The sequence below is a fragment of the Natrialba taiwanensis DSM 12281 genome (assembly GCF_000337595.1).
GTDB classification, from domain to species: domain Archaea; phylum Halobacteriota; class Halobacteria; order Halobacteriales; family Natrialbaceae; genus Natrialba; species Natrialba taiwanensis.
This window is the reverse complement of sequence record NZ_AOIL01000067.1, coordinates 89,251-106,918: the sequence shown is the minus strand read 5'-3', so window position 1 is coordinate 106,918 and position 17,668 is coordinate 89,251. Positions and strand designations below refer to the sequence as shown.

18 protein-coding genes are annotated in these 17,668 nt (G+C 66.8%); 2 read left to right on the top strand and 16 right to left on the bottom strand.

Translation table 11 applies throughout. The annotated features are described in order from the left end of the window. Window positions 1-38: 38 nt before the first annotated feature. The 4 genes from C484_RS18885 to C484_RS18875 all read right to left on the bottom strand — a co-directional run bounded on the left by C484_RS18885 (window position 39) and on the right by C484_RS18875 (window position 3,149). The gene (locus C484_RS18885; RefSeq protein WP_006827486.1) at window positions 39-707 is read right to left on the bottom strand and encodes a helix-turn-helix domain-containing protein; all 669 of its coding nucleotides are present in this window, start codon (window positions 705-707) and stop codon (window positions 39-41) included. Window positions 708-832: 125 nt separating this feature from the next. Continuing rightward, entirely contained in the window at window positions 833-1,756 is a 924-nt protein-coding gene (locus C484_RS18880; RefSeq protein WP_006827485.1) for an alpha/beta fold hydrolase, read from the bottom strand. A 95-nt stretch (window positions 1,757-1,851) separates the two neighbouring features. Further along, complete coding sequence (locus tag C484_RS24700) at window positions 1,852-1,977, bottom strand: hypothetical protein (RefSeq protein WP_006827484.1); 126 nt, start codon at window positions 1,975-1,977, stop codon at window positions 1,852-1,854. A gap of 146 nt (window positions 1,978-2,123) precedes the next feature. After that, window positions 2,124-3,149 carry a transcription initiation factor IIB gene (locus C484_RS18875; protein WP_006827483.1) on the bottom strand — a complete coding sequence of 342 codons (1,026 nt, stop codon included), beginning with the start codon at window positions 3,147-3,149 and terminating at the stop codon, window positions 2,124-2,126. 249 nt (window positions 3,150-3,398) lie between these two features. Between C484_RS18875 and gatC the strand changes: the two genes are divergently transcribed. Continuing rightward, a complete protein-coding gene (gene gatC, locus C484_RS18870) occupies window positions 3,399-3,683 on the top strand; it encodes an Asp-tRNA(Asn)/Glu-tRNA(Gln) amidotransferase subunit GatC (RefSeq protein ID WP_006827482.1) in 285 nt (94 codons plus the stop codon). Between the two features lie 11 nt (window positions 3,684-3,694). Then, window positions 3,695-4,978 carry an Asp-tRNA(Asn)/Glu-tRNA(Gln) amidotransferase subunit GatA gene (gene gatA, locus C484_RS18865; protein WP_006827481.1) on the top strand — a complete coding sequence of 428 codons (1,284 nt, stop codon included), beginning with the start codon at window positions 3,695-3,697 and terminating at the stop codon, window positions 4,976-4,978. Window positions 4,979-5,086: 108 nt separating this feature from the next. Here gatA and C484_RS18860 read toward each other — a convergent pair whose 3' ends face one another. From C484_RS18860 to C484_RS18810, 12 genes are all read right to left on the bottom strand, one after another. Next, complete coding sequence (locus tag C484_RS18860) at window positions 5,087-5,437, bottom strand: helix-turn-helix transcriptional regulator (RefSeq protein WP_006827480.1); 351 nt, start codon at window positions 5,435-5,437, stop codon at window positions 5,087-5,089. Window positions 5,438-5,540: 103 nt separating this feature from the next. Next, a complete protein-coding gene (locus tag C484_RS18855; RefSeq protein WP_006827479.1) occupies window positions 5,541-6,371 on the bottom strand; it encodes an NRDE family protein in 831 nt (276 codons plus the stop codon). 93 nt (window positions 6,372-6,464) lie between these two features. Continuing rightward, window positions 6,465-6,620 (bottom strand): rubrerythrin-like domain-containing protein, encoded by a 156-nt coding sequence (locus tag C484_RS23265; RefSeq protein ID WP_006827478.1) that lies wholly within the window; start codon window positions 6,618-6,620, stop codon window positions 6,465-6,467. A 172-nt stretch (window positions 6,621-6,792) separates the two neighbouring features. Beyond that, complete coding sequence (locus C484_RS18850) at window positions 6,793-8,406, bottom strand: class I adenylate-forming enzyme family protein (RefSeq protein ID WP_006827477.1); 1,614 nt, start codon at window positions 8,404-8,406, stop codon at window positions 6,793-6,795. Next, window positions 8,403-9,494, bottom strand: coding sequence for a mandelate racemase/muconate lactonizing enzyme family protein (locus tag C484_RS18845; protein ID WP_006827476.1), 1,092 nt, complete (start codon window positions 9,492-9,494; stop codon window positions 8,403-8,405). The genes C484_RS18850 and C484_RS18845 overlap by 4 nt, the downstream gene beginning before the upstream one ends. Before the next feature lie 2 nt (window positions 9,495-9,496). Then, window positions 9,497-10,438 (bottom strand): 1,4-dihydroxy-2-naphthoate polyprenyltransferase, encoded by a 942-nt coding sequence (locus tag C484_RS18840; RefSeq protein ID WP_006827475.1) that lies wholly within the window; start codon window positions 10,436-10,438, stop codon window positions 9,497-9,499. 90 nt (window positions 10,439-10,528) lie between these two features. After that, window positions 10,529-12,031: a DUF7350 domain-containing protein gene (locus C484_RS18835; RefSeq protein WP_006827474.1), complete on the bottom strand. Its 1,503-nt coding sequence runs from the start codon at window positions 12,029-12,031 to the stop codon at window positions 10,529-10,531. 41 nt (window positions 12,032-12,072) lie between these two features. Further along, window positions 12,073-13,401 carry a DUF7405 family protein gene (locus tag C484_RS18830; protein WP_049915787.1) on the bottom strand — a complete coding sequence of 443 codons (1,329 nt, stop codon included), beginning with the start codon at window positions 13,399-13,401 and terminating at the stop codon, window positions 12,073-12,075. Window positions 13,402-13,598: 197 nt separating this feature from the next. Beyond that, window positions 13,599-14,501, bottom strand: a complete 903-nt coding sequence (locus C484_RS18825) for a 1,4-dihydroxy-2-naphthoyl-CoA synthase (RefSeq protein ID WP_006109152.1) — start codon at window positions 14,499-14,501, stop codon at window positions 13,599-13,601. Window positions 14,502-14,627: 126 nt separating this feature from the next. Next, window positions 14,628-15,335, bottom strand: a complete 708-nt coding sequence (bioD, locus tag C484_RS18820) for a dethiobiotin synthase (protein ID WP_006827472.1) — start codon at window positions 15,333-15,335, stop codon at window positions 14,628-14,630. Beyond that, window positions 15,332-16,573, bottom strand: a complete 1,242-nt coding sequence (locus C484_RS18815; RefSeq protein WP_006827471.1) for an aminotransferase class I/II-fold pyridoxal phosphate-dependent enzyme — start codon at window positions 16,571-16,573, stop codon at window positions 15,332-15,334. The genes bioD and C484_RS18815 overlap by 4 nt, the downstream gene beginning before the upstream one ends. Before the next feature lie 10 nt (window positions 16,574-16,583). Further along, a complete protein-coding gene (locus C484_RS18810) occupies window positions 16,584-17,663 on the bottom strand; it encodes a transcriptional regulator (RefSeq protein WP_152422761.1) in 1,080 nt (359 codons plus the stop codon). Window positions 17,664-17,668: the final 5 nt, after the last annotated feature.

Sequence of the window (17,668 nt, the reverse complement as noted above, 5' to 3'; positions counted from 1 at the left end):
AAATATATCTCAGATGACAAGAACAACCTGCGTCGGTTTCAGGCGAACTGCTCTTCGAGTGACTCGTCGGCCGTTGTCTCGGGGATCTGATCCACGAATCGTTTGACGATCGCTTCCTCGGCGCGGTGAAGCGTCTCGCTGCAGGTCGACTTGGCGATACCGAGATGGTCAGCCAGATCCGTCAGCGAGCACCGCCGGGGCGTGTCGTAGTAGCCCTCCCTGACGGCGGTGACGAGAACTTCGAGCTGGCGGTCCGAGAGGAGCTGACTCTCGTGGAGTTGTTCGCTGACGGTGTCGATCTGGTACTGGAGCCCGAGGCGGTCGAACTGTTCGGCGAGTTCAGCGAGTCGGTCGCGCGAGCCGGTGACCGTGACGGTGGCGCGGCCGTCCTGGATCGTGACGGGGAGTTCGATGGGCATGCCGGCGTCGCGAGACGAGAACAACAGTAGGGGTTCGGTCGTTTCGAAGTGGACGGTGGCCTCGCCATCGCTGCGCTGGGTGAGCGTGAGTTCGGTGAGCTGTGGGTGGGAGTTCATGTCCTGCAGCGCGTGCTCGACCGCTGGACCGGAGAGACGGACGAGTGCGAACCCCGTCTCCGCGTCGGGAACGGCGGCAAGAACTCGAAACGTGGTATTCGGATGCGCCGCCGATACCTGCTGAATCCAGACGTGGTCTGGCAACGTGAGGGTGAGTGTCGCCTGCGCCATGGCAATCGGTACATGGTGGTTGGGAGGAGACGAACGAATAGGTTCGGCGCGTTCCTATTCCGTGGGAATCGTCGCTTGAAACGGGCAGTCGAACGGAGTTCAGCACCGATGTCGCGGTTGTGGAGTCACAGCGGCAGGTGCGACCGAACGTCAGCAGTGAGTCTCGCAGGTTCCTCGTGGGGAACCCAGTGACTGGTTCCGGAATAGCGCTTGAGTCGCCCCTGTGCACACACGCCGACGCTCTCGTGGGCGAGTTCAGGAACCAGCGCGACATCGCCGTCGCCCCAGACGACGAGGGTCGGCGCGTCGACGAGGGTGTCCCGGGTCCCGGCGCGCGCTCGGACGGGCGGGTAGCGGCCGCCCGCACGATACCAGTTGAGCATCCCCCTCCGCGCACCTGCCTGGCCCCAGGCGCGACGGTAGTGTGCCAGTTCCGACGCCGAGAACGTCCCCGGTTGGGCGGTGCCTCGAAGCATCCGTTCGAGCGGACTGAACTCGCCGGCTTCGAGGAGCCGTTCGGGAATCCAGGGGAGTTGAAACGCGAACGCGTACCAGCTTCGCCCGACCTGCTCGGGCGTCGAGCGAAGGATGCGCTGGAACGCGACCGGATGCGGCGCGTTGACGGCGACGAGACGGTCGACGGCGTCGGGGTAGCGCGTGGCGAGGGCCCACGCGACGATTCCGCCCCAGTCGTGGCCGACGACGGATGCCGCCTCGCGGCCCTCGGCGCGGATGAGATCGACGATATCCCGCGTCAGGTATCGCAGCCGGTACGCGCCGATGTCAGTCGGTTTCTCGCTGCGGTTGTACCCGCGCTGGTCGGGAACGACGACCCGGTAGCCCGCATCCAGCAGCGCCTCGAGTTGGTGTCGCCAGCCGTACCAAAACTCGGGAAAACCGTGTAACAGGACGACGAGCGGTCCGTCCGGGTTCCCACCGACGACGACGTGCAAGCGAACGTCCGGAAGGTCACGCGTCGTCGATTCGACGGCGACTGACGGGAGGGCCGACGCGTCGGTCGCGGGCGGGTGACTGTCGGTGCGTGTCATACGGAGAGCATCCACGCGGAGATAGTTGAATGGCAGCCAACACGAACTCGTCGCGTAGACTGCGGGGTGGCCACAGCGGATAGCCACCGGCTGCGCTACGTCCAGACGCGCAGACACTCCGTCGAACAGAAGTGCAAGTCGATCCGTTCGTCCGCCGCCCCGTCGACGTGCGTCGTAAGGGTGTATGCAACCTCGTTCGCCCGGCAGTTATCGCACTCCATACTCGCACCAGTAGGACAACCCGCTTGAGTATGCACTCATTAGCGCGTCCTGAACTCGCAACGGTCGCCGTGCGCCCGTTATGGCGGCCGGTAAATCACGTATTGAACGGCGGGATCAACGGAAATCGGCGGAAGTCTGCAAGTCCCTACGCCGGCGCGCCGCCGTCGACCTCGAGTAACTCGTGATAGCGATTACGGATCGTCACTTCGGAGATGCTCGCGACCTCGCTGACGTCGTTCTGGGTCACTTTCTCGTTCGTCAACAGCGCACCGGCGTAAACGGCTGCGGCGGCGAGGCCGACCGGCGACTTGCCGCTGTGGATACCCGACTCCTTCGCCGTCTCGAGAAGGGTCCTGGCGCGGCGTTCGGTCTCGTCGGAGAGTTCGAGATCGCTCGCGAACCGGGGGACGTAGCTCACCGGATCGGCGGGCTGGACCTCGAGCCCGAGTTCACGAATGACGTAGCGGTAGGTGCGGGCGATCTCGTCCTTTTCGACGCGGCTGACGGCCGAAATCTCGTCGAGGCTGCGCGGGGTCCCGGCCTGCCGAGCCGAGGCGTACAGTGACGCGGTCGAGACGCCCTCGATCGAGCGACCGGGGAGCAGGTCCTCTTCGAGTGCGCGTCGGTAGATGACCGATGCCGTCTCCCGGACGTTCTCGGGAAGGCCGAGCGCGCTCGCCATGCGGTCGATTTCGCCAAGTGCCTGTTTGAGGTTTCGCTCCTTCGAATCCCGAGTGCGGAATCGCTCGTTCCAGGTGCGCAGTCGCTGCATCTTCTGGCGCTGGCGGTTCGACAACGAGCGGCCGTAGGCGTCCTTGTCCTGCCAGCCGATATTGGTCGAGAGCCCCTGGTCGTGCATCATGTTGGTCGTCGGGGCACCGACGCGGGACTTTTCGTCCTTCTCAGCGGCATCGAACGCCCGCCACTCGGGACCGCGGTCGATCTCTCCTTCCTGAACGACGAGCCCGCAGTCTTCACAGACGGTTTCGGCGTGCTCGGCGTCGGAGACGAGGCGACCACTGCACTCCGGACACTGCTCGTGCTCATATTCCTGTTCTCGTTCTTGTTCGTCCCGTTCGCGTTCCGCCGGCTGGCTCGTCCGTTCACCGGAACCCACTCGCTTGGTCTGACGCTGCTCGTCGCTGCGAGTTCGAATGCTGGAATCAGTCATTGTAATGAATCCGATCGAACCGTCGCTGAAAACGCTCTCTCGTAGCCAGTGTAACGGCTGTGGGAAACTTAAAGACTGTGATCGTACAGGTAGTGAACGCGCGTCTGAGCGAGTAATCCGTTGTTCACTATGTGAGTCCGGACCACATAACGGGCACAGTGAACTCGACCGCACCGATCGCCGCCGCGTTGCACTGACACTGCCCGGCGTATCGAAACGCTTACTCCCCGCAGGGCGGTTCGGACACGTATGAGCGACGACGCCGACGCCGTCGATACCGAGGCGGTCCGCCACGTCGCGGACCTGGCTCGCGTCGATCTCGAAGCCGACGAGATCGAGGCGTTTACCGGCCAGTTCGCGGACATCCTCGAGTACTTCGAGACCTTAGACGAGGTTCCGGAAGTCGAGCGCGAGGCCGACCTCACGAACGTCATGCGTCCCGACGAGGAACGCGACTCCTTAGACCGTGAGGTGGCACTCCAGAACGCACCCGAAACCGAGGACGGCTTCTTCAAGGGGCCGAACGTCTCCTGATCGACGCTCCAATGGCTGATACCATCTTCATCACCGACGAGCGAATCGACGGCGACACCGACGCGGACGGCCCACTCGCCGGCTGCACGGTCGCCATCAAAGACAACATCTCGACCGAGGGCGTCAGGACGACCTGCGGGTCTGCGATGCTCGAGGACTACGTCCCGCCCTACGACGCCACGGTCGTCTCCCGACTCAAAGACGCCGGCGCGACCATCGTCGGCAAGACCAACATGGACGAGTTCGGCATGGGCACGACCACCGAAACCTCGGCCTTCGGCCCGACCGACAACCCCGCCGCACCGGGCCACGTTCCCGGCGGCTCTTCCGGCGGCTCGGCCGCCGCCGTCGCCGCCGGCGAGGCCGAACTCGCGCTCGGCTCCGATACAGGCGGCTCGATCCGCTGTCCGGCCGCATTCTGCGGCGTCGTCGGGATCAAGCCGACCTACGGCCTCGTCTCGCGCTACGGCCTCGTCGCCTACGGCAACAGCCTAGAGCAGATCGGCCCCTTCGGTGAGACCGTCGAAGACGCCGCCGCGCTGCTCGATGTCATCGCAGGACCGGACGACCGAGACGCGACAACTCGAGCGGTGGAACTCGACGGGGAAAGCTACGCCGACGCCGCAACCGGCGACGTCGACGGCCTCACGATCGGCGTCCCAACCGAACTGGTCGAAGGCGCAGACGAGGGCGTCGTCGACACCTTCTGGGACGCCATCGCTGAACTCGAGGCCCAGGGCGCGGAGTACCACGAAGTCTCGCTGCCGTCCGTCGAGCATGCAGTCGAGGCCTACTACGTGATCGCGATGTCCGAAGCCTCGTCCAACCTCGCCCGTTTCGACGGCGTTCGGTACGGACCAGAGACCGACGCCGACGGCAACTGGAACGAGGCCTTTTCGGCGGTCCGCAAGGAGGGCTTCGGCGACGAAGTCAAGCGCCGGATCCTCCTCGGGACGTACGCGCTCTCGGCCGGCTACCACGACAAGTACTACAAGAAAGCGCAGGACGCTCGTGCGTGGGTCAAACAGGACTTCGACGAGGCGCTCTCGGAAGCCGACGTACTCGCCTCGCCGACGATGCCGGTCACCCCGTTCGAACAGGGCGAGAGCGTAGACGACCCGTTGCAGATGTATCTTGCAGACGCGAACACCGTTCCCGTGAACCTCGCGGATCTCCCCGCGATTTCGGTTCCGGCCGGCGAAAGCGACGCCGACGGCCTCCCCGTCGGCCTGCAACTCGTCGGCCCGTCCTTCGGCGAGGAACGGCTCATCCGGGCCGCAAGCGCGCTCGAATAAGCGAGCAACTGAGGTGAGCCGGGGCTGGGACTTTTCGTCGCCAATTTGGCGTCCCACGCACCCGATCGACAGTTCCGTAAAATCGAAGCGGCAGCCGCTCTATTCGATCTATTCCTCGTACGCGAGGTTCATGATCCACTGCGAGAACGCATCGCTGTTGGGATCGACCTCCTCCTCACCGATAAACGGCGAGAGCATGTCCCCGGCCATCAAGAGCGTGAAATCCAGATCGCGAGCGGTCGGCGTAATGTAGTAGGTGTTGTGCCCGTTGTAGACCGTCTCCTCCCGGTCGACGAGTTCGTATTCGACGAGCGACTCGACGATCCGACTACCCTTGCGCGAGGAGACATCGAGTTCCTTCCAGAAGTCGCTTTGGTGGATACCGCCGGTTTCGCGAACGAGTTCAAGACCGGCGTGTTCGTCCGTGGAGAGTTCTGCTTCGGCCGCAGAGACGCTCACGGCGACCACCTCTTCGTATCCATGCTCGTCGCGACAGGCAGGTGTGCGTCCATGTGCGTATGAGAGGCAGGGAGCCGCTTAAATGTGCCCTTCGACGCCAGTGTCATTCGTTTCGACGAGTCGTCGTTCCGAACGCCGAATCGGAACCGGTTACGGGTCCGGCCAATCGCTCGTGGTCGAGTTCGACCGGTCGGTACGGCGTTTCACAGGGCGGCCCATCGGCGAACCGATAGGTCGCTTCGGCCGGCCGCTCCGGCGCTGCTGCCCCCGGCCCGACCGCCAGCAGCGAGGACGACCGCGTCCCGTAGCCATCGCCGTGAACGCAGACGCCGAACTCGTGATCGCCGAGGACGGTGCCGGCGCGGGTGAGCCACTCGGTGACGGATTCGTCCGCGTTGGCGGCGAGTTCAGCGCGAACGCGCCGTGCATTGTCGGCCTGCGTTCGTCCGATGTCGGGTCGACTCGACGGCAGATCAACGTCGTCGTCGACGGCGACGTTAACCACGACGTGAACGCCGGGGTCGAACTCGGTGACGGAGAGGTCGCCGTCCCACTGGTAACAGACGGCCGCGGCCGCGTCGGCGATCACGAGTGAGAAGCCCTCGTACTCGTCGTCGGCCATCGCGTCCTCGACCAGTGCGGTCGCATCCGAGACGGAGCGCGCCTCGAGGACGTCCGCGACGAGCAATCCCCGCGACCGGTCGCCGGCGAGGTCGGCGTCGGTCCACTTGTTCGTGATGCCGGCGGCGACGCCGAACTCGTTGTAGCCGAGCCAGGTGCCGCCGGCTTCGGCGTCCCGCGGGGCGACGACGAGCGGGTCCTCGCCGTATATCTCGGGCGGACGCGAGTCGCGGTCGGTGGCTTCGTCACGGTTCGCGGCGACGGCGACCGGTGCGTCATTGAAAACCTGCCAGGCGAGCGTCAGTGTGCACACGTCTCAAGAGAGGGGATCGAGCGTCTTAACTTCGGGTCCGCCGCTGCACGCTCGGAGTACGCCCGGGGGAGTATCGGAGGCGGCTAGAATCTGTTACTCGATTGATTTCGCCCGGTTCTGGAAGTCGCCGCCACACTCCTCGCACTCGCCGGGGTTCGTCTCGGCCTTGACTATTCGCCCGCACTGAAGGCACTCGTACTCCGACGTCATTTCTGAGGTGTCGTCTTCGACGTCTTGACCGTGGGGCATACGCTCGTATTTGGCTCCCAGCGGTAAATACTAACCGCGGGTTACGTCCGTTGACATCCCTCGACGGAATCCCGCGCAAGATACGTCCTGTATGCAGCCTGATTCGGAGTCATCTTCCGTCGTGGATATGCACTAGCGGGCCCGAGAGCGGACCGGTGACACCGGCCAGGAACTACCAGGATGGCTCCGTCACGTCGACGCCGACCTCGAGCAACCGGTCCCGAGCCGCGTCCCGGTCGACGGTCCCCGAATGCGTTCGCGGAAGTTCGTCGACCACGCCGATCGTCTTCGGGCGCTTGAAGCCGGCGAGGTGTCCGTCGCAGTGGGCGAGGACGGACTCGAGTTCGATCGGCTCGGGGTCACTGCCCGCATCGCCACTAGCGGCGGCAGCGGGCGCGACGAGCGCACCCACCCGCTCGCCCCACTCCTCGTCTTCGAGGCCGACGACGGCGGCCGCCTCGATCTTCGGATGCGAGCGCAGCGTCTCGATCACTTCGCCAGGATCGACGTTCTCGCCGCCCGTGACGATGCGGTCGCTGCGCCGGTTGAGAATCCACAGCCGTCCCTCATCGTCCCGGTACCCGACATCTCCCGTCCGTAATCCCCGGTCGCAGAAGGCGTCCGCCGTGCGCGCCGCATCGAGATAGCCCGGCGTCACCGTCGGTCCCGAGACGACGAGTTCACCTGGCTCGCCGGTCGGAACGGGATCACCGGTCTCGTCCACGACCGATACGTCGGTGACGACGAGCGGCTGGCCGACGGTCCCCTCGTGCGTCGCCGCCTCCGACGGCGTCGCGGTCGTGATCTGGGAGGCCGTCTCGGTCATGCCGTAGGTCGGGTAGACGGGCACGCCCACCTCGCGACAGCGCCGGATGAACTCCGTCGAGGCCGGCGCGCCGCCGAGGAGGACAAACCGGAGCGATTCGGGCGGCTCCCAGCCGGTGTCGAGCAACCGCTTGCCCATCGTCGGGACCAGCGAGACGCCGGTGATCCCGAACTCGTCCATTGCACGGGCCGTCGCGCGGTCATCGAACGTGCGCTGGACGACGGCCGTCGTTCCGTACAGCGCGGACCGGATCACGGGCGCGATTCCGCCCATGTGGTACATCGGGAGACAGCAGAGCCATCGGTCGTCGGGATCGACACCGAGCCGAAACGCTGAGGCGGTCGCGCTGGCGACCAGATTGCCCACTGTCAACTGGACGATCTTGGGATCACCGGACGTTCCCGACGTGAACATGAGCAGCTGCGTGTCGCCACGATCGAGTTCAGCTGACTGGATCTCGACCTGCTTCCCATCTGCGGTCGGTTCGCCCGTCGTCTCGCCCGGATCGGTATGGAGAGTCGACAGCGCCGTCACGCCGTCGGTCGTCGGGTCGTCAACTGACAGGATCGGCGTCGATTCGTCGACGAGTTCACTCGCGGTCGATGCCGTCTCGCGCTCGCAGACGAGCGCGTCGAGGTCGAGCCGGTCGGCTTTGGCGGCCAGTTCGGACGCGGTTTCGCGGACGTTCAGCGGGGCGAGGGTCGCGCCGCGTCGCATCGCGGCGAAAAAGAGGGTCGCGAAGGCGGGACGGGTGTCCATGAGGACGCCGATGCGACTGTCGGGGACGCGATCGACGGCCGTCTCGAGTGCAGCGGCCGTTCGATCCACCCGCCGGGTGAACTCGGCGAAGGTCCACGCGGTGTCCGTTTCGATGTCGACCAGCGCCCGGCGCTGTGGCGTCGCCGCCGCGCGGTGGGCGAGGAGGTCCTGCGTCGGCCACTCGAGGTGCGCGGGAGTCATTCCTGCCACACCCCCTCGACGCCGAGGCCCTTCGCCTGCGGGACGACGGCGGCACCGTTCTCGAAGAGGACGGGGTCGCGGCCGAGGTCCTCGGCGAGCAACTCACCCGTTGCGAGTCCGCAGGCCGGAACGTTGGGGATCGCCGCCGCGAGGTGGACGGCTCCCGTTCGTGCGACGACGCCGTCGATCGTCGTCGTCACCAGCGGCGTCACGCCGAGTTCGGCGAACCAGGCTGCGATCTTCCGTGCGATATCGATCCCGCCGAGTGCCATCGGCTTCAAGATGGCTACGTCGGCAGCCTGGGCCTCGCAGATGGCGTCGACGCCGTGTTCGAGTACGCCTTCATCGAGCGCGATCGAGACGGTGCCGGCCGCTCGTTCGCGGAGGTCGGCGTGTCCCGCGAGCGCGCCGGCCGGGAGCGGCTGTTCGAGAATCGAGACGCCCAGCTCGGCGAACGCGTCGAGCGCTCGGGCCGCCTCCTCGAACGTCCAGGCTTCGTTCGCGTCGACCCGGAGCTCGACATCCGGTCCGACGACCTCACGCGTTCGCTGGACGCGGTCGATGTCGGCCTCGACCGACCGACGGCCGGCTTTGAGTTTGCAACAATCGAAACCGCGCTGGACCGCGGCTGCTGCCTGATGGGCGGTTTCGTCCGGCGGTCCGTCGCCGATCGTCGCGTTCACCGGAACGCGGCCGACCATCGGTCCCTGACCGATATACCGGTACAGCGGCGTCGCCTGGCGGGTCGCCTGCAGATCCGCGAGCGCGAGCGACACGCCGTGTCGGGCCGCGCCGTTTCCCGCGACGGCCTCGAGCGCGTCTTCCGGTCCGCCACGTGCGAGTGCCCGCTCGGCGCGGTCGAGCGCCGCCTCGCAGTCCTCGATCGGCTCCGTCCAACCCGGAAGCGGTGTCGCCTCGCCGTAGCCGGCGGTCGGGGAGGCAGCGTCGGTGCCGTCGACGATCCGAACCAAAAACCCCTCGCGGGTGTCGATCGATCTGGCTGCAGTTTCGAGCGGCGACGTCAGCGCGAGCGAGAACCGCCGATACGCGAGTTCGAGATCGCAGTCGGCGTTCGTGTCCGCCCCCACGGTTAGATCACCAGTCCCCCGGCGAACAACGCCGCGTACAGCGCGAGGAGCTTTCCGGTCGCCTCGAGCGCGGGATTGAGCGCCTCGCCGTCGGTTCTGGTCCAGATCGTCCGCGCGATCGACGCCGCGTAGGGCAGCGAAACGAGCGGCAGCAACGCGCTCGCTCCGAGCCCCTCGGCGAGCCAGAGCCACACCGGAACGAGGTACGCCAGCGCGAGCAGCGCGGTGAACTCGATGCGGCTGCCGCGATAGCCGAGTCGGACGGCGAGCGTGCGTTTGCCCGTCTCCGCGTCGGTTTCTAAGTCGCGGACGTTGTTGACGACGATGATCGCCGTCGAGAGGGCGGCGACGGGAAGGCTCGCGAGAATCGCCTCGCGAGTGATGGTTCCCTCGGGAAGCGTCGTTGTGAGCGGTTCGACGGCGGCAGCGGCAGCCTGCACGTAGAACGTCCCGACGACGGCGACGACGCCGAAGAAGACGAAGACGAAGAAATCGCCGAGCCCGTGGTAGCCGAGCGGATAGGGGCCGCCGGTGTACGCCCAGCCGCAGAAGACGCTCACGAGACCGACGACGAGAATTGGCACGCCGCCGACGTAGACCAGATAGGTGCCAGAAAGGATCGCGAGTGCGAACGTGATAATCGTCGCGAGTTTGACCTGCCGGGCCGGGATGATTCCCGCCTGCGTGACGCGAGTGAACCCGTCCCGATCCTCGGTGTCCGCGCCGTTGATCGCGTCGTAGTAGTCGTTCGCGAAGTTCGTCCCGATCTGAATCAGTGCAGCACCGACGAACGCAAACAGCGCCGGCAGCAGTTCGAAGACGCCCTCGGCGGCCGCAACGCCCGAGCCGACGATAACCGGTGCCGCGGCCGCGGGCAGGGTCTGCGGGCGTGCAGCCAGTAGCCACGCCTTCGGACGTGACAGTTCGACCTCAGCCGTGCTCATGGGTCAAGTGTCCGACTCGAGAGAGTGTCAACGTTGGCATTGCAGCCGAACATGTGCCCTGTCAGCACGGCTACCGTCGACACTAACCGACTAATTGCCGGTGTCGCCGCCCTCAGCGGCATCTGGCACTTCGAACGTCACCGATTCCATCTCCAGAAACGCCGTCTCGTAGCCCTGATGTCTGGCAACCTGGGGCGGCGAGTCGACGGAAACGGTTACGGAGTCTCCCGAACTGATCGCCGTCGACTCCGACCCCGAGCCGGACGTATCCGATCCTGGCCCCGACACCACGACGCCGTAATGGTGTCCGTACTCGCTATCGAGCGTCTGCTCGAGTTCGTACTCCGCGACGAGTTCACCGTCGCGCTCGATGGAAGCGGTGAGCGCGGCGTCGGGAAGCGGCACGCGGTTGTAGGGGGTTCTGGGGGAGACGAGGAGGTACTGCTCAGGGTTCTGGGTCCGGTTCTCATCGCCGGCCAATCGCGCCAGGTCCGATTCGTCGGCGTCGGCGTCGAACAGGACGGTGACGATCGGCGCATCGTCGCTGCGCGGGAGTTCGTCGGCGGCAGTCGCCTCGCCGTCCGCGCTGGCGGAAGATGCGCCGCCGGCGGACGCGTCGCCAACGAGCCGAGTTCCCGCGTACGCATCGACCGCGGGCACGGTCGCGTACGGCACGTGTGCGTGATCCATCCCGCTCGCGTGTCCGGCGTTGCCGTCAGCGTCACTCCCGCCACTCCCATCACCACCATCGGAACCGGCTCCCATCGGCTCCAACGCCCCCCGCTCCCCCCGCCGATTCCGCTCGAGATAGTCGATCTCGCCGATAACCTGGTGTCTGAACTCGTCGTCGTACTCGAACTCGAACGCGCCCGTAACGCGCTCCTCGCCTCGTCCCGCCAGCGCGCCGGTGCGGCGGACCGAAAGCGGCGGGATCGTCACCTCGACTTCGTACGTCCCGTCTCCCGGCAGTCCCACGTTGTCCCCGAAGTGAAATCCCATTTCCTGTGAGAGCATCGCCCACGGCGACACCGGCGAGCCGACCCGCTCGCCGTCCGATCGAACCCGAAACTGAATGCCGTCGTCGACCGGCACCACGAGCCCCGTCTCTCGATCCTGGACCGTGATCATCATGTGCACGCCGCGGCCGACCTCGGGCGTTTCGCGCTCGACCGCCGCGTCGTCGCTGCCGGCGATCGTCCAGAACGGATGTGGATACGAGAGCATCGGAACGAACCTGAACTCGCCGGCCGTCACGGGCTCTCCGACCCGCATCGCCTCCCGGTGGGTCGGCAGGAAGACCGCATTCGGCGGGTCCTCGACGGTCACGGTCGGTTGTCGACCGCCGTAGTCGCCACCGGCGTCGGTCGTCTCGCCGTCCGACTCCTCTCCGTTATCGTCTCCGCCCCCGCCGAGGCCGAGACAGCCCGCGAGCCCCGTCGCGAGCGCTCCCGATATCGCACCGGTTCGGGAAAGAAGCGTCCGACGGGTGGCCATCGTAGTCGTGTCCGTAGCCGGGGCCAGGGCAGGGCCTGTCGCCGTCGTTCGATCGCCGCTTCCGGCTGCATCGTCTGCGGTCGGATCGTCGGGAGCCATATTGTGTAGTCTTCGCTATCGAACGGGCGTCTTGCGGGCCGTCACGAGTTCGGTGCCGCCGCCGGCAGCGCCCGCAACGACCGCGGCGGCAGCAGGTAGTTCCCCCGTCTGTTGACGAACAGGTAGTGGAGGATGCCGTTGTTCGCCGACGAGATGTCGAGGTCCGCACCAGTCATCGCCTCGCGGACGCGAACGAACTCGCCGATGCCCCGCTGGAGCGCGAGGAAGTGCTGTCCCGGCCGGTCGCCGTCGACGGTGCTGAAATCGCGGCGCAGGAGCGGCGGGTTGCCGTCTTCTCTTGCTTGGGCAGCCTTCTGTGCGTGGCCGACGACGCCGTGTTCGCGCGCGGCGTCTTCAGCCGATGCGATCCCGTCGTCGGTCACGCCGCTCGTATCCGCGAGTTCGTCGCCGACCTCGCCGACGAGTTCGTCCGCGGCGTGGGTCGGGCTGAACAGTTTCGAGACGCGCTGGTGGTGGTTGTCCTGACCGAACCAGACATCGAGTTGGATGTCCATCGAGGAGACGTGCTGGGTCGTCCCGCCGGCGAACGGGCCGGCGTCGATCGTCACGCGGTCCTCGCTCGCCTGCGTGCGGGCGAAGCCGGAGCGAAACCCCATCAGGAACGGTGCGTCCTCGGGAACAGACTCGGGGACGCCCGGAACATTCGTCTTCGACGCCGGAAGCCCCGCGCCGACGAAGCCGGTCCGACGGCGGTCGTCGTGGCGGTCGAAGACGCCGGTGAGGTCCGTTTCGAGGTCGGTGCCGTTGAGTTCGTCCCGGTCGCCGAACAGGCCCTCCTCGGCGGCGAGGACGACATCCGGCCGGTCGCTCGCGAGGTGGAGCAACGCGTCGAACTCGTCGAACACGGGGTTTTCGCGCGCCGTCAGTGCTTCGGGTGCCGGCAGGTCGACCGAGTCGGGCAGCGAGCCCTCGAACCGATCGAAGTACGCGGGCGTGTAGCCGAGCGTAAAGATCAGTCCCTCGTGGCTCCACTCGTAGGCCCGCTCGAGCGTCCGCAGCGCGGTTTCGGTCGTCTGGCTGGCGTCCTTGCTCGGCGCGGTCGCGTCGTCGTCAGCGCCATCGCCCTCGGCGTCGCCGGCCGCATCCGACGCGAGCGATAACGGAACCAACGCGTGATGGTCCGGCAACTGCACGTTCCCGTCCTCGTCGCGCGAACTGAACTCGTTCCAGGCGTGCTGGCGCGCCGGCAGCGAGTCGGGGTCGTCCGTGCCGGAGGGAACGGGATCGGGATCGTCGTCTCCGTCGCGAGTCACGTCGAGACAGGCGCTGAGGGCGGCCCCGCCGCCGACGGCGACGAGCGCCCGAACGTACGCCCGGCGGGAGAGGGCAGACCGGTCGGGGAGCGTCACAGTCACCACTACCGTCGCGCAGGGTCCAAAGCGTTACTCTTTTCGAGAGAACTACCGGTACGAAAAAGCCGCCCGTACTGAACTCGCGACAGCCCGCTGCCGTCGCCGCTACTAATCATACGGTCTGCTGTACCGATTGCCCGGTGCAACAGCAGACGAGTCGTGGGTGCGCCGGAACTGACTGCCAGCAGTTCGTCTCAGTAGTGCCAGGGGAACTCGTCGAACTCCGGTTCGCGGCCCTCGACGAAGGCGTCTCGGCCCTCCGCGGCCTCGTCGGTCATGTACCCCAGCCGGGTCGCCTCGCCGGCGAACACCTGCTGGCCGACCATCCCGTCGTCGGTCATGTTAAAGGCGTACTTCAGCATCCGCATCGCCGTCGGGCTCTTGGCGTTGATGCGCTCGCCCCACTCCAGGGCCGTCTCCTCGAGTTCAGCGTGGGGCACCGCTTCGTTGACCATGCCCATCTCTGCCGCCTCCTCGGCGCTGTACGTTTTGCCGAGGAAGAACACTTCGCGGGCCTTCTTCTGGCCGATCTGCTTGGCCAGGTAGGCCGAGCCGAAGCCGGCGTCGTAGCTCGCCACGTCGGGGTCGGTCTGGAGGAACTTCGCGTGCTCCTCGCTCGCGAGCGTGAGGTCGCAAACGACGTGCAGCGAGTGCCCGCCGCCGACGGCCCAGCCCGGTACGACGCAGACGACGACCTTGGGGATATGGCGGATGAGCCGCTGCACCTCGAGAATGTGCAGGCGTCCCTGCTCCGAGGCGCGCGCGGCTTCGCTCTCCTCGTCCTCGCCCGTGTACTGGTAGCCGTCCTCGCCACGAACCGTCTGGTCGCCCCCGGAACAGAACGCCCAGCCGCCGTCCTTCGAGGACGGCCCGTTCCCCGTCAGGAGAATACAGCCCACGTCCGTCTGGCGCTTGGCGTGATCCAGCGCGTCGTACAGTTCGTCCACCGTTCCCGGCCGGAAGGCATTTCGCACGTCGGGCCGGTCGAAAGCGATCCGCACCGTCCCGGAGTCGACCGCCCGGTGATAGGTGAGATCGCGGAAGTCGAACTCGTCGATCGGCTCCCAGCGGTCCTCGTCGAAGAGTTCCGAAACCATCGCCCGAGTGTGGGGGACGAGTCCTGATATAGTATCGGTTCTCGCCGGTCGTCTCGTCTGCAACCCGTCGCACCCGTCGCACCCGTCGCGGGTCAGCGTGCAACGGCCCGGACGGTGAACTCGCGGTTACACGCGGTCCGTGGGGAGAATTTCGTCGAAGATCGACCGCGGAAGCGCGGCACTGACGGCAGAGACGGCGGCCGACGGCTCCGCGACGGAAAACGACGGCAGCGTGTGGATCGGGAAGTCGACCATCTCCGCGAGCGCGTCGGGGTTCGTCCGCTCCGCGAGCGACGCGCCGTCGTACTGATTCAGGACGATCCCGGTTACGTCGACACCGCGACGGCGAAGCGCCGATACCGACAGCGCGGTGTGGTTTAGCGTTCCCAATCCGGACCGGGCGACGACCACCGCGGGCACGCCGAGGTCGGCGACCAGATCGAGCACGTCGCGGCCGTCCGCCAGCGGGACGCGGAGTCCGCCGATGCCCTCGACGACGCCCGGGGTCGCCGCGTCGAGTTCAGCGGCGACGTTCTCGAGAAGCGAGTCGTACGAGAGCGGTTCGTCCGCGACAGTAGCGGCGACGGCTGGAGCCAGCGCCGGTTCGAGGCGACGACAACACGTCGCCGCCCGGTCGGTTCCACAGGCCTCGGCGACGAACGCCGCGTCGTCGTCCGGCGGATACCCGGTCTGGACGGGTTTGATCGCACGCGCGTCGTAGCCCTCCTCACGAAGCCAGCCGACGAGCCCCGCTGTGACGACGGTCTTGCCGACGCCGGTATCGGTTCCGACGACGGCGACCGCGTTCTCGGGCGTCTTCATCCCGGCACTCATACCAGATCAAGCTCCCGTCCCGCGCGTTCGAAGGCGTCCAGACAGCGCTCGAGTTCGGATGCAGTGTGCGTGGCCGTGGGTGCGATGCGAATGCGGCTCGTCCCCGCGGGAACCGTCGGCGGGCGTATCGCCGGTGCGACGATACCGCGGTCCGAAAGCCGGTCGGCGAGCGCGAGCGCGTCGTCACGGTCGCCGACGACGACGGGCAGGATCTGCGTCTCGCCCAGTACGTCGTACCCGAGCGATTCGAGGCCGTCGCGGAGGCGGTCGACGGTGTTCCACAGTCGCGCAGGGCGCGTCCCCTCGTGCGCAATCCGAAGTGCCTCGCGGGCGGCCCCGACCGCCGGCGGCGCGAGGCCGGTCGAGAAGACGAACGACCGCGCCGCGTTGAGCAGGTATTCGACGAGGTGGGTGCTTCCGATGACGTAGCCGCCCTGGCTGGCGAGCGCCTTCGAGAGCGTTCCCACCTGAACCTGCACTCGGTCGCCGAGACCCTCGCGCTGGACGATGCCGCCGCCCTCGTAGAGGCCGGTCGCGTGAGCTTCGTCAACCATTACCCACGCCTCGTGCCGGTCGGCCGCGTCGCAGATCGCCGAAAGCGGTGCCACGTCGCCGTCCATGCTAAACACCGAATCCGTCACGACGAGCCACGACTCGCCGGCGTCGCGCTTGTCCCGTCGAGCGGCCATCGCCTCGCAGAGCGATCCGCTATCGCAGTGGTCGTAGACGACCGTCTCGGCGTCGGCGAGCCGACAGCCGTCGATGATGCTCGCGTGGTTGAGTTCGTCGGAGAAGATCACGTCCGGGTCGAGCGCCGCGACGGTGCCGACGTTGGCGGCGTACCCGGAGGAGAAAAGGAGGGCACGCTCGGTGTCTTTCGTCTCGGCGAGGTCGCGTTCCAGCGCGCGGTGGAGGCCCGTATCCCCGGTCACGAGACGGCTCGCGCCCGCGCCGGTGCCGACCGCGGCGGCCGCCTCCTCCGCGGCTCGGACGACGCGGTCGTCGCGCGCCAGGCCGAGGTAATTGTTCGACCCGAAGACGAGTTGTTCATCGCCGTAGATGGGACGGCCGCGGCCCGGGTCCGCCGCCATCCGCGCCCGGCCGGCGACGCGATCGATCGGTCGGAGATCCCGGCGGAGACCGCGAGCGTCGCGCGCCGCGAGCCGGTCAGCGAGGGCGAACCCGCAGGTGTCCTCCGGAGCGTCGTCGTCGGTTCGCGAGTTCAGGTCGCCTGTCATCGTCGGATCATTAGAATCGCGGCAGGAGTTCGGCCGGGCCGAACACGCCGTACTCGCCCGCCCGGTGCCGCCGAACGGCGGATTTCAGGTAGCCGAGCGCCGGCCCGTTGACGTTTGCCGCCATGCTGGTATCGTCGTCCAGTTCGACGGTGTTGGTCCCTCGTTCGCCGTCGAACGTGGTCCCCGTCACCTCGACGGTCGTCGTCGTGGGTTTCTCGTCCGAGGTCACATCGAGAATCCCGCCGACGGTCACGTCCGCCGCCTCGCAGATGCCGGCGCGCTCCAGCAAGACGTCGTCGGCGTGTTCCATATCGTGGAACTCAAGCACGCCGTCGTGGGCGTCGATCACCGCCTCGATCTCGTCGTCGCTCAGTTCGCGAACGGTTTCGAGATCGTAGTCGGGCAAGTGCGCGATATCCTCGCGGACGGTGCCTCGGTTGTCCTCGTAGCCGGATTTGAGTCCGACGCCCCACCAGATGTCGACCGCCTCGACCTCGACGAACGACTGGGCGGCAAGCGCCGCCGCGCCCGTCAGCAGTCCCGGCGTCGCGCCGGCCCCGCAGACGAACGTAACGCCACACTCCGCGAACGCGTCGGCGCGCTCGTCGAGCATGCCGATGACCCGCGAGCGCTTGAGCACGTCCACCAGAACGCCCGAATAGTCGGCTTCGACGAACCGGTCCGCAACCTTCGGGATGAACTCGTGCTCGAAATTCGGGAGTGCGATCAGGACCGCATCGATGGCGTCGCTCTCGGCGATGATATCGTCGATCGGGGTCGCAGTCGGGTCGGCCTGCGCCGAGGCCGCAACACCCTTCTGCTCACCGGTTTCCTTGACTTGGGTGACGCCCCCGTCGGATGCGATGTTCCCCTCCGTGGCGGCGAGCAGTTCGTCTACATCGAGCCCGTCGTGATCGATCGCGACGCCGTGACGGTCGCAGGCTGCAACCGGCGTCAATCCGTCCCTGTACGTCGATACCTCGAGCGTTCGTCGGCCGATACCTCCCGTGCCCAGTACCGCGAATCTGATTTCGTTCATCGTCGTGTTGTGATTGTCAGTAGCTGTGTGTTCGTCTAGCAGTTCGGTCATCGACA

What these genes read in the sequence shown, in the direction of transcription:
- C484_RS18885 (WP_006827486.1), bottom strand. Translation starts at nt 707, where the DNA reads ATGGCGCAGGCGACACTCACCCTCACGTTGCCAGACCACGTCTGGATT.
- C484_RS18880 (WP_006827485.1), bottom strand. Translation starts at nt 1,756, where the DNA reads ATGACACGCACCGACAGTCACCCGCCCGCGACCGACGCGTCGGCCCTC.
- C484_RS24700 (WP_006827484.1), bottom strand. Translation starts at nt 1,977, where the DNA reads ATGGAGTGCGATAACTGCCGGGCGAACGAGGTTGCATACACCCTTACG.
- C484_RS18875 (WP_006827483.1), bottom strand. Translation starts at nt 3,149, where the DNA reads ATGACTGATTCCAGCATTCGAACTCGCAGCGACGAGCAGCGTCAGACC.
- gatC (WP_006827482.1), top strand. Translation starts at nt 3,399, where the DNA reads ATGAGCGACGACGCCGACGCCGTCGATACCGAGGCGGTCCGCCACGTC.
- gatA (WP_006827481.1), top strand. Translation starts at nt 3,695, where the DNA reads ATGGCTGATACCATCTTCATCACCGACGAGCGAATCGACGGCGACACC.
- C484_RS23265 (WP_006827478.1), bottom strand. Translation starts at nt 6,620, where the DNA reads ATGCCCCACGGTCAAGACGTCGAAGACGACACCTCAGAAATGACGTCG.
- C484_RS18850 (WP_006827477.1), bottom strand. Translation starts at nt 8,406, where the DNA reads ATGACTCCCGCGCACCTCGAGTGGCCGACGCAGGACCTCCTCGCCCAC.
- C484_RS18840 (WP_006827475.1), bottom strand. Translation starts at nt 10,438, where the DNA reads ATGAGCACGGCTGAGGTCGAACTGTCACGTCCGAAGGCGTGGCTACTG.
- C484_RS18835 (WP_006827474.1), bottom strand. Translation starts at nt 12,031, where the DNA reads ATGGCTCCCGACGATCCGACCGCAGACGATGCAGCCGGAAGCGGCGAT.
- C484_RS18825 (WP_006109152.1), bottom strand. Translation starts at nt 14,501, where the DNA reads ATGGTTTCGGAACTCTTCGACGAGGACCGCTGGGAGCCGATCGACGAG.
- bioD (WP_006827472.1), bottom strand. Translation starts at nt 15,335, where the DNA reads ATGAGTGCCGGGATGAAGACGCCCGAGAACGCGGTCGCCGTCGTCGGA.
- C484_RS18815 (WP_006827471.1), bottom strand. Translation starts at nt 16,573, where the DNA reads ATGACAGGCGACCTGAACTCGCGAACCGACGACGACGCTCCGGAGGAC.
- C484_RS18810 (WP_152422761.1), bottom strand. Translation starts at nt 17,663, where the DNA reads ATGACCGAACTGCTAGACGAACACACAGCTACTGACAATCACAACACG.